Origin of the sequence: Pseudomonas sp. NyZ480, from assembly GCF_029537255.1 — a bacterium.
Taxonomy (GTDB): Bacteria; Pseudomonadota; Gammaproteobacteria; order Pseudomonadales; family Pseudomonadaceae; genus Aquipseudomonas; species Aquipseudomonas taiwanensis.
In genome coordinates this window covers 3,181,736-3,196,138 of the sequence record NZ_CP120626.1, presented here as the reverse complement: position 1 = coordinate 3,196,138, position 14,403 = coordinate 3,181,736, and the positions used below count along the sequence as shown (strand labels likewise).

Genomic DNA, 14,403 nt, shown 5'->3' with positions numbered 1-14,403 from the left:
CATGCGCGTGCGCGCCATCGACAGAGGGGGCGATCATGAACGATTTTCCAGGCACCGAGGAACTGGAATGGCTGGATGCCTACTGGCGGGCCGCGAACTACCTTACCGTTGGCCAGATCTACCTGCAGGGCAATCCCTTGCTGGCCACGCCGCTGAAGCTGACCGACATCAAGCCTCGGTTGCTGGGGCACTGGGGCACGTCGCCAGGGCTCAACCTGATCTACACCCATCTGAACCGGCTGATCCGCCATTACGACCTGAACATGTTGTTCGTCGCCGGCCCTGGCCATGGCGGCCCGGCCATGGTTGCCCAGGCGTACCTGGATGGCACCTACACCGAGCTGAACCCTGCGATAGAACGTAACGCGCAGGGAATGGCGCGGTTGTTTCGTCAGTTTTCCTGGCCGTACGGCATTGGCAGCCATGTCGGCCCGCATGTTCCGGGTTCTCTGCACGAAGGTGGCGAGCTGGGCTATGCCTTGGTCCATGCCTATGGCGCAGCCCTGGACAATCCGCAGCTGATCGTGGCCTGCGTCATCGGCGACGGCGAGGCGGAAACCGGAGCGCTGGCGGCGAGCTGGCATTGCAACAAATTCCTCAATCCCGCGCGCGACGGTGCGGTACTGCCGATCCTGCACCTCAATGGCTACAAGATCGCCAACCCGACGGTGCTGTCGAGGATCAGCGAGGACGAGTTGACCAGCCTCATGTATGGCTACGGTTATGATCCTTATTTCGTCGAGGGCGACGAACCGATGGAGGTGCATCGGGCGTTGGCCAGGACGCTGGATGTGATCTACGAGAAAATCTGCCAGATCCAGCGGCTTGCCCGGCACACCGAGGCGGGCCCAGCCATCGACCGGCCATTGTGGCCGGTGCTGGTCTTGCGCACCCCAAAAGGCTGGACGGGGCCGACGTTCGTCGATGGGCAGCGGGTAGAGGGAACCTGGCGCTCCCATCAACTGCCCCTGGGAGACCTTCGCAAGCCACTGCACTTGCAGCAGTTGCAGCAATGGCTGGAAAGCTACCGGCCGCATGAATTGTTCGATGCCCAGGGCGCGTTGTTGCCGGAACTGGCCGCGCTGGTCCCGACCGGGCGGCGGCGCATGAGCGCGAACCCACATGCTAATGGCGGGCTGCTGTTGCGAGCGCTGGACCTTCCGCGCTTCAGCGACTACAGCGTGAAGATGGACGGGCCTGGACGCGTACGCGCAGAGGCGACCCGGGTTCTGGGCAGCTACTTGCGCGACGTGATCAAGAACAGCCTGGTGTCCCGCGATTTCCGCCTGTTCGGCCCTGACGAGACGGCTTCCAACCGGCTGGATGCGGTATTCGAGGCGACCTGCAAGGTCTGGCTGGACCCCCACGGTGCCGAGGATGACCACCTCGGTCCAGATGGCAGGGTGATGGAGATTCTCAGCGAGCAGATATGCGAAGGTTGGCTGGAGGGTTACCTGCTGACCGGCCGCCACGGCTTGTTTTCGTGTTATGAAGCGTTCATCCACATCGTCGATTCGATGATCAACCAGCATGCAAAATGGCTCAAGACAGCCGCCGAAGTGCCGTGGCGCAAGCCGATCGCTTCGTTGAACATCCTGCTGACCTCGCATGTCTGGCGTCAGGACCACAACGGCTTTTCGCACCAGGACCCAGGTCTGCTGGACCTTCTGGCGAACAAGAAGGCCGATCTTGCGCGTATCTACCTGCCCCCGGACGCCAACTGCCTGCTGTCCGTGGCTGACCATTGCCTGCGCAGCCGTGGCTACATCAATGTGATCGTTGCCGGCAAGCAACTGGAGTGGCAGTGGCTGGATGGGCAGGCGGCGAACCTGCACTGCCAGGCTGGCATCGGGCGTTGGGCATGGGCCAGCCATGACGATGACCTGCCGGAGGTGGTCCTCGCCTGCGCAGGCGATGTGCCGACGCTGGAAGTGCTGGCGGCGGTAACCCTGCTTCGTGACGACGTCGCCGACCTGCGGGTCAGGGTGGTGAACGTGGTCGACCTGATGGCACTGCAATCACCGCTACAGCATCCGCACGGCTTGCCCGACAGTGACTTCAATGCGCTGTTCACCGAAGAGCAGCCGGTGATCTTCGCCTTCCATGGTTACCCGGCCCTGGTTCACCGCCTCATCTACAAGCGTGCCAACCCGCAGCGTTTCCATGTGCATGGCTTTCGTGAGGAAGGGGCGACCACCACGCCGTTCGACATGGCGGTCATCAACAACCTCGACCGCTACCAGCTGGTGCTGGATGTGTTCGAACGCGTGCCTCGCCTGCAAGCGCAGGTGGAGCGGGCGCGAACCCGCTACTGGTCGACCATGGAAAAGCACAAGCTGTACCTGATCGAGCATGGCGAAGACATGCCTGAGGTTGCGCAATGGCACTGGACACCGCACCCAGACGCCTGAACCGGCGCTATTTGGCTTTCCAGTATTTCTGCATTTCGAGGAACAGGAACGACGCGGTCCAGGTGATCAGCACCAGGCCTGTCAACGCTTGCAGGCCGGTGAGGTACTTGAGATGACCGGTAGGGGCGATGTCGCCAAAGCCTATCGTGGTGTAGGTGGTAAAGGAAAAGTACACGCAATCGAGCAAGCTGCCGTCGAAGTTGCCACTGAGCGTGCCCCAGCCCTCGGCGTGGGCCATCAGGTAATACACCAGGGCGAAACACCAGACCTCCAAGGCATGGGCCAGCAGCGCGCCAAACACGCCAGCGACGATCCGGAACCGGCTCCACAGCTTCAGCCGCGGTAGCCAGTCGTTCAGGCGAAGCAGGCATTCGTAGTGGATGATCACCACCAGGATCACCACCAGCATGTTGATCAATGTGACGGTGAGCATGGTCGGTACTCGGATTGGATCGGTCTGTCATTTGGCCGCATCGACCAGATTATAGGTGGCAGGCTCCTTGGCCAGGGGCAGCAGCGCGGGGAATTCTTCCGGGGTGATGGTTTCCTTGGCCAATAACAGGCGTGCCCCAGCGTCCAGGTCGGAACGTCGCTGTTCGAGCAACGTCCGGGCACGGGCGTAGGCTTCCTCCAGCAAGCCGCGAATACCCAGGTCGATTTCCCTTGCGGTCTGCTCCGAGTAGTCCTTGCGCTCCTGGCGCAACAACGATTCGCCCAGGTAGCTGGCCTGCTGCCGCTCCAGCACTGCCTGGCCCAGCTCCGTGCTCATGCCGAAGCGGGTAATCAGCTGGCGGGCGATGTCGGTGGCGCGTCCCAAGTCGTCAGCGGCTCCGGTGGACACCTGGCCGAATACCAGGCTTTCGGCGGCCCGCCCGGCCATCAGTACGACGATCCGGTCGCGCAGCATCTGCGCGCTGATCAGGTAGCGGTCATCGGTCGGCCGTTGCAGCGTGAACCCCAGCGAGCCAGCGGCTCTGGGGATGATCGACACTTTGTGCACCGGGTCCATCGCCGGCAGGCTGCTTGCCGCGAGTGCGTGGCCCATTTCATGGTACGCCACAACCTGGCGTTCATCGTCGCGCAGCACGTTGCCCTTGCGCTCCACGCCTGCCACCAGGCGTTCGACGGCAGCGGTGAAGTCCTGCAGCTCAACCCATTGGCTGGCGCGCCGGGTGGCGACGATGGCGGCTTCGTTCACCAGGTTGGCCAGGTCGGCGCCGGTCAGGCCAGGGGTGATCTCGGCAATGCGTTCCAAGTCCAGGTCGTTCTTGTAGACGATCTTGTGCAGGTGCACCTTAAGGATCGCCAGGCGGCCCTTGCGGTCGGGGCGGTCGATCAGGATCTGCCGGTCGAAGCGTCCGGCGCGCAGCAGCGCCGGGTCCAGTATCTCAGGGCGATTGGTCGCTGCCAGCAGCACGACACCTTCGCGTGGATCGAAGCCATCGAGCTCGGCCAGCAGTTGATTGAGGGTCTGTTCCTTCTCGTCGTTGCCGCCCAGGCTGCCGATACCACGCATCTTGCCCAGGGCGTCCAGTTCGTCGATGAAGATGATGCAGGGCGCTGCGCGCCGGGCCTGGTCGAACAGGTCGCGCACCCGCGCCGCGCCCACGCCGACGAACATCTCGACGAACTCCGACCCGGAGATCGAGAAAAACGGTACCGCCGCCTCTCCGGCGATGGCCTTGGCGACCAGGGTCTTGCCGGTGCCAGGGGGGCCGACCAGCAACGTGCCCTTGGGCACATGCGCCCCCAGGCGGGCATAGAACGCCTGGTTCTTGAGAAAGGACACCACTTCGGTGAGCTCGCCCTTGACGTCGTCTATGCCCGCCACATCGGCGAAGGTGACCTTGGTATCGCGCTCGACATAGACGCGCGCACGTGACTTGCCCACGCTCATCAACCCGCCCAGCCCCTGTTTGTCGGTCACGCCACGAAACAGGAAGAACCACAGCGCCAGCATCATCATCAGCGGCATCAGCCAACCCACCAGGCTCGCCAGGTTGCTGTCCTCGGCTACCCCAGTGAAGGTAACGCCCGTACGGCCCAATTGCTCGCTCAACTGCGGGTCGACCCGCACCGTGGAGAACACCGAACGCCCGGCGATCGGTTCCTGCAATGTGCCCAGGATGCGGTCATGTTCGATCCGCAGCTCACTGACCTTTTGCTGTTCGAGCAATTGCAGGAACTGGCTATAGGAGATGGTCTGAACGGCCGCTCGGTTGAACAGGCCGAACTGGATGGCGGCGAGCACGGCCAGGCCGATTGCCAGCAGGTACAGTGTCCAGGGCTGATCTTTGTTCATGACCGTCTCTCCTGGTGGGCCGCCGGGCTAGGCGATCAACAGGTAGTCTTCGACCTTGCTTACGCCAGGCACTGCCCAGGCAGCGCGCTCGACCACTTCCCGTTCACGAAGCAAGTGCACCTTGCCTTCCAGCCGGACCACACCGCCGTTGACGGTAATGCGGATGCCCTCGGCCTGGATCTCGGCGCTGCGCTTGAGGGCCTGTTCGATGCGATGGCGGATATCGCTGGCATTGGCCCGCGCCTTCAAGGTGATGCGATTGTGCACGCCGACCACGCCCGACAGACGCCAAACCGCTTGCTCGATCACTTCCTTCTGGTATTGCCAGTCCAGTTCGCCTTCCAAGGTCACCGTGCCTTTGTGAACGGTGACCTTGATGCCCTCGACATTGGCATCCGAGCTCCAGGCGATGATCTTCAGGGCGCGGCTGGCAATGGTATCGTCGGCAGTACCTTCGAGCTTGTTCAGTCGGACTTCGATTTCCTCGGCCAGCCCACGCACGCCTTTCATGGCTTTGACGGTGCGCTCGGCACTGATCTTCTGGGCATAACTGCTGACGTGGCCGGACAGTGTGACCACGCCATCCTGCACCGTCACACCGATGCTGGCGGCATTGATGTCAGGTTGAAACGCCAACTCTTCAAGCACCAGGTCGCGCAAATCAAGGTCGTTCATGATGGTCTCCGCTATCCATTGGAAAGGTGGGCCGAGATGCCCTCAGCCCATGTTTCTACCCTCCAGCGGTACCACGCGATTGACAAAGGTCAAAACCGGCGCGCTACCGTACGCCTGGCGAGATTGATAAATGTCAGGCTGCGGTGAGTGCCGGTGCCGATACTAGGGGTGTCTTGAGCATGCGCGAGGGCACCACCATGCAACGCTATCTGCTTGCCGGCTTGTCCAGCCTGCTGCTGGTATTGGTTTCGGGATGCACGCCATGGCACGCTGAGCAATACGACGCACGGCTGGAGTCGGCCGAGAACAACGCGGCGACCGCGCGCTTGCGGGCCGACCAGGTGTGCTACCGCATCGATATGGTCGAGCAGACCGCCAACGAGGCGTTGCGTAGAGCGACACAGGCCCAGGAACAGGTCCAGCAGTTGCTCCAGCAGGCCAAACGCAAGTAACGGCCATGTCACGTCGATGGCTGGACCCAAGCCTGTTGCTGGTCTGCGTCCTGTCCCTGCTGTTGGGCGGGCTGGTCTATGCCGCGCAACAGCCGGTTTGGGCGGCGTTGATCTGGGCCGGCGGCAGCGCGCTCATGGCAGTGGTGCTGGCGGTGGAAATGGTCCAGCGCCTGGCCAGGCGTGAGGCGGGCATCGACCTGATCGCGCTGATGTCGATTGGCGCGGCCCTGGCCCTGGAGCAAATGCTGGTGGGCGCCGTGGTTGCGCTGATGCTGGCCACGGGGCGTGCCTTGGAGACGCTCAGCCTGCGTCACGCCGAGCGCGAATTGCGCGCACTGATCGACCGGGCGCCACAGCGGGCCTGGATTCAGGAGCAGGAGGGCTTGCGTGAGGTGCCGGTCGACGCAGTCCGCGCTGGCCACCGCGTCCTGGTGCGCCTGGGCGAAATCGTGCCAGTGGACGGGTACTTGCAGTCTGAGCAGGCGACTCTGGACGAAGCTGCGCTGACCGGCGAATCGTTGCCCGTCACCCGCCATGCCGGTGAGCCGGTGGCCAGCGGCGTGACCAACACAGGCGCGCCGCTGCTCCTGTTGGCCACCCGTACCGCAGCGCAAAGCACTTACGCGGGCATCGTGCGACTGGCCGAAGCGGCACGTCAGTCACGGGCACCGTTCGTGCGCCTGGCCGACCGCTACGCACTGGCGCTGATCCCGTTGACATTGCTGATGGCTGCGCTGGCGTGGTGGGCCAGTGGCGATGTGCAGCGGGTGCTCGCCGTGCTGGTGGTCGCCACGCCTTGCCCGCTGATACTGGCTGTGCCGATTGCCATCATTTCAGGCATTTCGAGGGCTGCACGGCGCAACATACTGGTGCGTGACGGCGAGGTGCTCGAAGCCCTCGCCGGCGTGCGCCAGGTGTTCCTCGACAAGACCGGGACCTTGACCAGTGGCCATGCCCAGTTGCAGTCGATCGAGGTGAGGGGGCAGGGCGCGCCCTTGCAGATGCTGCAGCTGGCCGCTTCGTTGGCCCAGTCATCGACCCATCCGATTGCCCAGGCCATTGTTCATGCTGCCCGATTGCGCAACGTGACGCTGACCGCCGCCCAGCAGGTGGAGGAAAGCCCCGGCCAGGGGCTCGCCGGGGTTGTGCACGGCAAGGCTGTACGCTTGGGTGCACTGGCCTATGTGCAGCAGGAGAAGGACGATGGGCACTGGGCACAGGAGCGTTTGCAGCAACTGGACTACCTGGCCAACAGCGGCAGTTTCGTGGCGGTTGACGGTGAGTTGAAAGCGGTACTGCGGCTGGCCGATGACCTGCGCCGGGAAACCCCCCAGACACTGCGACGCCTGCGGGCGCGAGGGATCGACAAGGTGGTCATGCTCACCGGTGACCGCCCGGAAACCGCGGAAATGGTCGCGCTGGCGGCGGGTATCGACGAGCTTCGCTCAGGGCTCTCGCCAGAAGACAAAATTCGCCTGGTGCAGGAGGGCTGCCGTACGGCCCCCTCGCTGATGGTCGGCGACGGCATCAACGACGCACCGGCATTGGCGGCGGCCGATGTCGGGGTTGCCATGGGGGCTTCTGGCGTGACGGCCTCCGCCCAGGCGGCCGGTGTGGTGTTGCTGGTCGATCGGCTCGATCGCTTGGTCGAGGCCCTGGATATCGCCCGGCATGCCGTGTACATCGCCCGGCAGGGAGTATGGGTGGGGATGAGCCTGTCGTTGCTGGCGATGGTGGTTGCAGCCGCCGGCTACCTGCCGGCATTGCTGGGGGCGGTGTTGCAGGAAGGTATCGACCTGTTGATCATCGTCAACGCCTTGCGTGCGCTAGGCCCGTTGACGGCCAGGCAACGCAGCGGGCTTGCCGTCGAGGACCTGGATCGGTTGCAGGACGAGCATCGGCAACTCGACGGGTTGCTGACGGAACTGAGCCAGATGGCCTGCGACTTCGCCAAGCGTCCCATCGAGCAGGCGCGGGCTGACCTCGGCAGGCTGGTCACCGGGCTGCATGACCTTCTGGAGCGCCACGAGCGCGATGACGAGCGTCGTCTGTACCCGCTGCTGAGCCGCTTCATGCCCGGCGAAGACCCGTTGTCGGCGATGAGCCATACCCACCGGGAAATTTTCCGCCTCATCCATCTTCTGTCCTGCATGAACCACGATTTCAGTCAGGCGGCAGCGAGCCCGAGCGCAGATGACATCCAGCACCAGCTGATACGCCTGGACACCTTGGCAAAGTTGCACTTCGACCAGGAAGAGGCCCTTTACCGGTACCTGGATCAACGCTGAGCGCAGCGTTCAGCGCCTTGTAGGGTTGATAAAAATCAAGCACCCAATGTGGTGGAGCGGGATGCTGGCAGCAGCTGTTTCATGCCCTGGCCTACACGGGAGGCAATACCATGCCCCACAGCAAAATGCTGTTCCGCTCTGCAGCGCGGGAGAAAATTCTCAGTGGCGCCACCCAGCTCGCCGATGCCGTGCGCGTTACGCTAGGGCCCAAATCGAAATCGGTGCTGATGCAGAGCAGTTGGGGTAAGCCGACCGTCTGCAACGATGGAGTCACCATCGCCAAACGGGTCGATCTGCAGGACCCGGAGGAAAATCTTGGCGCCCAGATGCTGCGCCAGGCGGCCGAACGCACCGGTGAAGCGGTGGGGGATGGCACCAGTACCGCGACAGTGCTCGCCCACGCGATCCTGGCCGACGGCGTGCGCAACGTGGTGGCCGGGGCCAGCGCCATCGACCTCAAGCGAGGCCTGGACAGAGGGCTGGCGTTGGTCATGACATCGCTGCTGGCGCAGTCACGCCAGGTCAGCACTGCCAAGGAAAAAGCCCAGGTGGCGACGTTATCGGCGCACAACGACCCGTTGATTGGCCAGTTGGTCGCGGATGCCCTGGAGAAGGTCGGCGTGGAAGGCGTGGTCAGCGTGGAGGAATCCAAGACCACCGAAACCGTGGTCGAAATCATGGATGGCATGCGCTTCGACCGGGGCTATGTGTCGCCTTACTTCGTCACCGACACCGAGAAGATGCAGGTCGAGCTGACCGATGCTTGTGTCTTGCTGTGCGATCACAAGATCGGCGCACTCAACGATCTGCTGCCCCTGCTGGAACAAGTGGCGAAAAGCGGTCAGCCGCTGGTGGTGATCGCCGAAGACATCGACGGCGAGGCCTTGACCACGCTGGTGGTCAACCAGATCCGCGGCGTGCTGCGAGCGGTGGCCGTGAAGGCTCCTGGGTATGGCGACCGGCGCAAGGAAATGCTCCAGGACATCGCGGTGCTCACGGGGGCGACCCTGGTGTCGGCGGAGCTTGGCATCAATCTCGATCAGTTGCAGTTGTCCCAGCTCGGCCAGGTGCACCGTGCGGTGGTGTTGAAAGACAGTACGGCGTTGATCGGTGGCAAGGGCACCCAGCAAGCGGTGGCTACCCGCGTTGCGCAGATCCGCGCCCAGATCGAGGCCAGCACCAGCGATTACGACCGGGAAAAACTGCATGAACGCCTGGCCAGGCTTGCGGGTGGTGTGGCAGTGATCCGCGTCGGGGCACCGTCCGAAGCGGAGATGAAAGCGCGCAAGGACGCGTTGGATGATGCCCTGGCCGCCACCCGCGCGGCCATCGCCGAAGGCATGGTGCCTGGCGGTGGCCTGGCTTTGCTCAAGGCGGTGCCTGCGTTGCTCGCTGAAGAGGCGGGCAGCGAAGGTGATATACGCACCGGCTTGCAGATACTGCGCCGTGCGCTGGAGGCCCCAGCGCGGATGATTGCCGAAAATTCCGCGGTGGACGCGGGCGTGGTGGTGGCACGCATGCTCGCCGAAACGGGCAGCATCGGGTTCGACGCGGCGGCCAACACTTACGTCGACCTGTACGAGGCCGGCATCATCGACCCCACCAAAGTGGTACGCATCGCCCTCGAGAACGCAGTCTCAGTCGCCAGCATCCTGCTGCTGACCGAGGCAACCATGACCGATATCCCGGAAAAGACAGCACCTTTGATGCAACCCCCATTGCCTGAGTGATCAGGCGAACCGATCGTCGGAGGCTACCATGAGCCACTATCAACGCCTGTTGCTGATCCTGCGCCCTGCATTGCGCCAGTCCTGTGCCTTGGAACAGGCGGCCGCCCTGGCCAGGTCAAGTTCGGCCAGCCTGCACATCGTGGGTTTGCTGGAATCGCTGGACAAGCTCAGGTTCCTGGAGACAGGTGACCATCAGAGCGAGCGGCAGGCTTACCTGCAATCCCAGCAGGCGCAGCTCGAAGCGCAGGCCCAGGTGCTGCGGGCATCGGGTGTGCAAGTGACGACGGAAGTCGCCTGGAGCAGCGATCTGCAGGCGGATATTCTCGAACATGCCCTGGAGATGCAGCCGGATGTACTGCTCAAGCAGGTCGAGCGCGAACCGGTGCTCAAGCGGGCCTTCTTTACCCCGTTGGACTGGCAGTTGCTGCGGCATTGCCCGATCCCGGTCTACCTATTGGGCGCAGCCAGACCGGCCTTGCCTCGCCAGATCGTCGCGGCGGTAGACGTGGCCGATCCATCGCCCGAGGGCCAGGCGCGCAATGACAGCATCGTCCAGCAGGCCAATGCGCTCGCGTTGCAGACCGGCGCGCAACTGGACCTGCTGTTCGCGTGCGACCTGACCATGGCCTACATGGGCGACATGGGATATGGCGCCTGGGCCATTGGCGACGTCGGCGAGTCCCTGCGCCAGGCACTGGAGGAGGATTTCAAGGCGGTGGCTGACCGCTATGGCGCTCCGGCCGAGCGCAGGCACTTCATACTGGGCCGCCCGGTCGCGGTGCTGAGCGAATACGTCGAAACCCATCCGGTGGACGTGATCGTCATGGGCAGGCCGCTCGCCCGGGGACTGGACCGACTGTTCGGCAGCACCACGGAGCATGTGTTGTACCAGATTCCCTGCAATATCCTGGCGGTGTAAGGCCCGGCGCCGGAGTCATGCGTCCAAGCCCCGGCGGCAGGCAAGCAACTCGGCAACCAGGGCGCTGGTATCGACGATATCCAGCTGTTCCAGACATCGCACGGGTAGGCGAAAGGGCGAGATGCTGTCGGTCACCAGTACTCGTTCGAACGCACAGCTGTCGAACAGCTCGCCACCTGTAGTGAACAGGCCATGGGTGGCTGCGGCCAGTATGCGGGTGGCGCCGGCCTGCCGGCAGGCGTGGGCAGCGCGGAGCAGCGTCTGCCCCGTGCTGATCAGGTCGTCGAACACGATGACGGTGCTGCCTGCCACATTGCCAACCAGATGTTCGCCGCTCAGGCCCGTCGGCTGGCGATGCTTTTCCATCATGGCCACCGAAACCGGGCGCGCCAGCAGGTCCGCCAGGACCTGGCGAAACTGCTCGGCGCGTTTGATACCACCGATATCCGGCGAGACGACCGTGACAGCCTCTTCTCCGAGCAGCGGGGCCAGGTGTTGGGCGAATAGCTGGGTGCATTGCAGGTTCCAGCTCGGGATTCGGTAGGCGTTGTCGAAGGCGCTGGGATTGTGTACGTCCAGCGCGACCACGCGGTCGATGCCGCAGCTTTCCATCAGCCGGGCTACATGGCGGGTAATGGTCGCGTCCTGAAACTCCACCTTGCGGTCCTTGCGGCCATAACACAGGTAAGGCGTGACGGCCGTCACCTGGCGGGCACCGGCGTCCTTGAGCGCACCACAGAAGAACAGCAAGCGGCACAGCTTGTCGTGCGCGCTGTGGTGCGCGTCACCAAAGAGAGAATGGAAGACGATGACCGATCGACCGTCGACCGACTCGGCAGGCCAGCATTTGTGTTCTCCATCCTCGTAGTCGCGCTCTTCATGCGCAGACAGCTTCCAGCCCAATCGTTGCGCCACGGCATGACCATAGGCCTGGCTGCGTTGCAAGGCGAACAGTAACGGTGGTGTGTCATTCATGCCCTGCGCTCCAGAGGTCGTTCACAGCAACATAAGCGGCATGCCACTGCGCGGTTTGACGATTATCAAGTCGAGCATAGCCAGCGGGCGGACACTGGGCATGTCAGAGCATGCAATGGCCTGCGCCCCCTACACCCTGCACGGAGAGTACGCCAATGGACAAATACCAGAAAAGCCACAAGGACAAACTGTTCAAGCCGCATCCGTTCGACCCCTATGCCACGGCGCATCGTCCTGCTGGCAGTGCGCGTTGTCCGCAATGTGGCGCTGCCTACCATGGAGGCGAGTGGCACGCCCATGGGGCGACGGGGCCAGGGCCGGTTGAGTCGATCGTCTGCCCGGCATGCCGGCGCATCGAAGACCGTGCCGCTGCCGGACAAGTGCGGGTGTCGGGCCGTTTTCTGGCAGCGCATGAAGAGGAGATTCGCAAACTCATGCACAACGTGGAGCAACAGGAAAGGCAGACGCATGTTCTTGAGCGCTTGATCGCGATCGACTACCAGCAGGGCCAACTGGTGGCAACCACCACTGGCACGCACCTGGCCAACCGCATTGGTCATGAACTGGAGGCCGCCTACGATGGCGCGTGCAGCTACCGCTATAGCGACAGCGATGTGTACTTGAGTGTCGATTGGCATCGAGACTGAGGTCGCCTGGCCTGGTTTCACTCCAGGGAGGAGGTGAAACCAGGCGAGCGATCGTTCAACCGTGGATCGCCAGAATGCTGGAGTGAACCTTGTACAGGGTTTGCTCGGTGGTACTTCCGACCACCTTGCTCACCCCCTCATGGTACAGCGTGCCCATCACCACCACATCGAAGCCATGCTGGTTGGCGTATTCGCTGACCACGTTACGGGCAGCGCCTCTCACCAGGTGCAGATGATCTGGCTTGATGCCGTAGCGGCCGCCGAACGCTGCCATGCGCTCGCGCGCACGACCCGACATTTCCTCGACCAGTTTGTCAGTCCAGGCGACGGGGGCGGCGGCATAGGCAACGAAGCTTGCACTGGGTTCATAGGCCTGCAGCAGATGCAGTTGCGCCTTGCATCGCTGTGCCAGGGCCTGTGCCGATTGCAGGATGTGGTCGTTGAGCTTGTCGATCACAGGGTCGTGCTCGACCAGATCGACGGCGACAAGTATGCGCGCTGGCAAGTTGGTCTGCGCCTGGGCCACCAAGTGCAGCGGGATCGGGCAACGGCGCAGCAGTTGCCAGTCCAAAGGCGTGAGCAGTGCACGGCTCAAGGCGGTTTCGTGCTTGATGTCCTTGATCACCATCTCTACCCGGTGCAACTGGGCCAGCCGGATCAAATCCTTGAGCGGGTCTTCATCGTCCAGTGTCTCGGCGTAGGCGCTGATGCCCAGTTCGCCCAGCGCCTTCACCTGGTCGGCCAGCCAAGCCTTGCGGTGCTCGGCGTCCTGCTTGCGGGCATTGGCGCGCAGCACTTGGTCCAGGGTGGCCAGACGTGAGGGGAGTTGACTGAGCACCACCAGGTGCAAGGTGGCGCCAGTCGTGCTGGCCAGCGCCTGGGCACGCGTCAGGGCAGGCGAGGGGTGCAGGTCTGGATGGCAGATCAGTAGCAGTCGCGAGTAAGCATTCATGATGGCCTCCACGGCGATGGCAGCCTCGATGAAGGCCCACCGGTTCAGGCCAAGGGTGACGCAGTGGGGCTTGATGGCCTTGATATTTATCAAGATTGGCTGACCGCCAGCTTCGATAATGACAGCGGTGCGGCACCCCCATTCGCGCCAGGAGGTGGCTGATGAGCCTGTACCGTCGGATGCTTCTGGTCATGACCCAGGTCCAGGTCGATGCAGCGCTGCGTCGGGCCCTGGCATTGGCTCAAGCGTCAGGTGCCTCGTTGCATGTACTGGGCATCCATACGCCCGCCGAACGTGGCGTGCCCGATCAAGGGCGGCAAGCTGCCCAACCGTCAGCCGCATTCGCGCATTTCGCCTCCGGGCTCAAGGCATTGCTCGATGAGCAGGCGCCCACAGGGTTGCACATCACCTTCGAAGCGCTGGAAACCGCCACGGCGGGTGACCTCCTACCGGCATGCATCGCGCGTTGTGCGCCTGACTTGGTGATCAAGGGGCTTTCCGCCAGTCCGGTACGTGGCCTGATCGACAAGTACTCGGTTGACCGTGCGTTGCTGCATACGTGTCAGGTGCCTTTGCAACTGGTGCCTGCCGAGGCCCCGGCCATGCCCGCGAGCATATTGGTCGCCGTGGATGTGGCCAAGGCGGACCTTGCGCAGCAAGCGCTGAACCATGCGCTGGTGGAGGCAGGTCGACAACTGGGTAGCGCATGCAACGGCCAGGTCCATTTACTGTCGGCGTACGACCTGCCCATGGCTATGCTGGCCAATCCCGACCTTGCAGCGCCTTGGGCGGAGCAAGTGCGCGAGTCGCTCCAGGCACCGTTCGATGAGCTGGCCGATATCCATGGCATTGTCCATGCGCAGCGCTACTTCATCGAAGGTGCGCCGCTGCGCGTGATCCAGTCTCTGGTCGCCACGCTGAAGATCGACGTGGTGGTGGTCGGCGTGGTGCAGCCCAGGCGCTGGGCCAAGCTGATCGGCGACACCACCGAACGGCTCCTCAACCATGCGCCGTGCAGCCTTCTGACGGTCCGGTCCGCGTCCGCGGATTGA

Annotated in this window: 12 protein-coding genes; 7 read left to right on the top strand and 5 right to left on the bottom strand. The window is 63.4% G+C overall.

Going from position 1 to position 14,403, the window contains the following annotated elements; all coding sequences use genetic code 11:
• The first annotated feature begins 35 nt into the window (after positions 1-35).
• Positions 36-2,411: a phosphoketolase family protein gene (locus P3R38_RS14620; protein WP_277686335.1), complete on the top strand. Its 2,376-nt coding sequence runs from the start codon at positions 36-38 to the stop codon at positions 2,409-2,411.
• A gap of 7 nt (positions 2,412-2,418) precedes the next feature.
• On the opposite strand, the gene P3R38_RS14615 is transcribed toward P3R38_RS14620, so the two are convergent.
• The 3 genes from P3R38_RS14615 to P3R38_RS14605 are packed head-to-tail and all read right to left on the bottom strand — an operon-like array spanning position 2,419 to position 5,388.
• The gene (locus P3R38_RS14615) at positions 2,419-2,844 is read right to left on the bottom strand and encodes a potassium channel family protein (protein ID WP_023380979.1); all 426 of its coding nucleotides are present in this window, start codon (positions 2,842-2,844) and stop codon (positions 2,419-2,421) included.
• A 27-nt stretch (positions 2,845-2,871) separates the two neighbouring features.
• Positions 2,872-4,713, bottom strand: coding sequence for an ATP-dependent zinc metalloprotease FtsH (gene ftsH / locus P3R38_RS14610; RefSeq protein ID WP_023380978.1), 1,842 nt, complete (start codon positions 4,711-4,713; stop codon positions 2,872-2,874).
• Between the two features lie 27 nt (positions 4,714-4,740).
• Positions 4,741-5,388: a BON domain-containing protein gene (locus P3R38_RS14605; protein WP_023380977.1), complete on the bottom strand. Its 648-nt coding sequence runs from the start codon at positions 5,386-5,388 to the stop codon at positions 4,741-4,743.
• A 197-nt stretch (positions 5,389-5,585) separates the two neighbouring features.
• Here P3R38_RS14605 and P3R38_RS14600 point away from each other — a divergent pair, with 197 nt between their 5' ends.
• From P3R38_RS14600 to P3R38_RS14585, 4 genes are all read left to right on the top strand, one after another.
• Positions 5,586-5,840: an Lpp/OprI family alanine-zipper lipoprotein gene (locus P3R38_RS14600; protein WP_027906737.1), complete on the top strand. Its 255-nt coding sequence runs from the start codon at positions 5,586-5,588 to the stop codon at positions 5,838-5,840.
• A gap of 5 nt (positions 5,841-5,845) precedes the next feature.
• Positions 5,846-8,128, top strand: a complete 2,283-nt coding sequence (locus tag P3R38_RS14595; protein WP_027906736.1) for a heavy metal translocating P-type ATPase — start codon at positions 5,846-5,848, stop codon at positions 8,126-8,128.
• A 110-nt stretch (positions 8,129-8,238) separates the two neighbouring features.
• Entirely contained in the window at positions 8,239-9,858 is a 1,620-nt protein-coding gene (gene groL / locus P3R38_RS14590) for a chaperonin GroEL (RefSeq protein WP_023380974.1), read from the top strand.
• Between the two features lie 28 nt (positions 9,859-9,886).
• Entirely contained in the window at positions 9,887-10,777 is an 891-nt protein-coding gene (locus P3R38_RS14585; RefSeq protein WP_023380973.1) for a universal stress protein, read from the top strand.
• 15 nt (positions 10,778-10,792) lie between these two features.
• Here P3R38_RS14585 and prs read toward each other — a convergent pair whose 3' ends face one another.
• Entirely contained in the window at positions 10,793-11,752 is a 960-nt protein-coding gene (gene prs / locus P3R38_RS14580) for a ribose-phosphate diphosphokinase (protein WP_027906735.1), read from the bottom strand.
• Positions 11,753-11,907: 155 nt separating this feature from the next.
• Between prs and P3R38_RS14575 the strand changes: the two genes are divergently transcribed.
• Entirely contained in the window at positions 11,908-12,399 is a 492-nt protein-coding gene (locus tag P3R38_RS14575; protein ID WP_023380971.1) for a BCAM0308 family protein, read from the top strand.
• A 55-nt stretch (positions 12,400-12,454) separates the two neighbouring features.
• On the opposite strand, the gene P3R38_RS14570 is transcribed toward P3R38_RS14575, so the two are convergent.
• Entirely contained in the window at positions 12,455-13,444 is a 990-nt protein-coding gene (locus tag P3R38_RS14570) for a universal stress protein (RefSeq protein ID WP_041925688.1), read from the bottom strand.
• A gap of 68 nt (positions 13,445-13,512) precedes the next feature.
• Between P3R38_RS14570 and P3R38_RS14565 the strand changes: the two genes are divergently transcribed.
• Complete coding sequence (locus tag P3R38_RS14565; protein WP_277686334.1) at positions 13,513-14,403, top strand: universal stress protein; 891 nt, start codon at positions 13,513-13,515, stop codon at positions 14,401-14,403.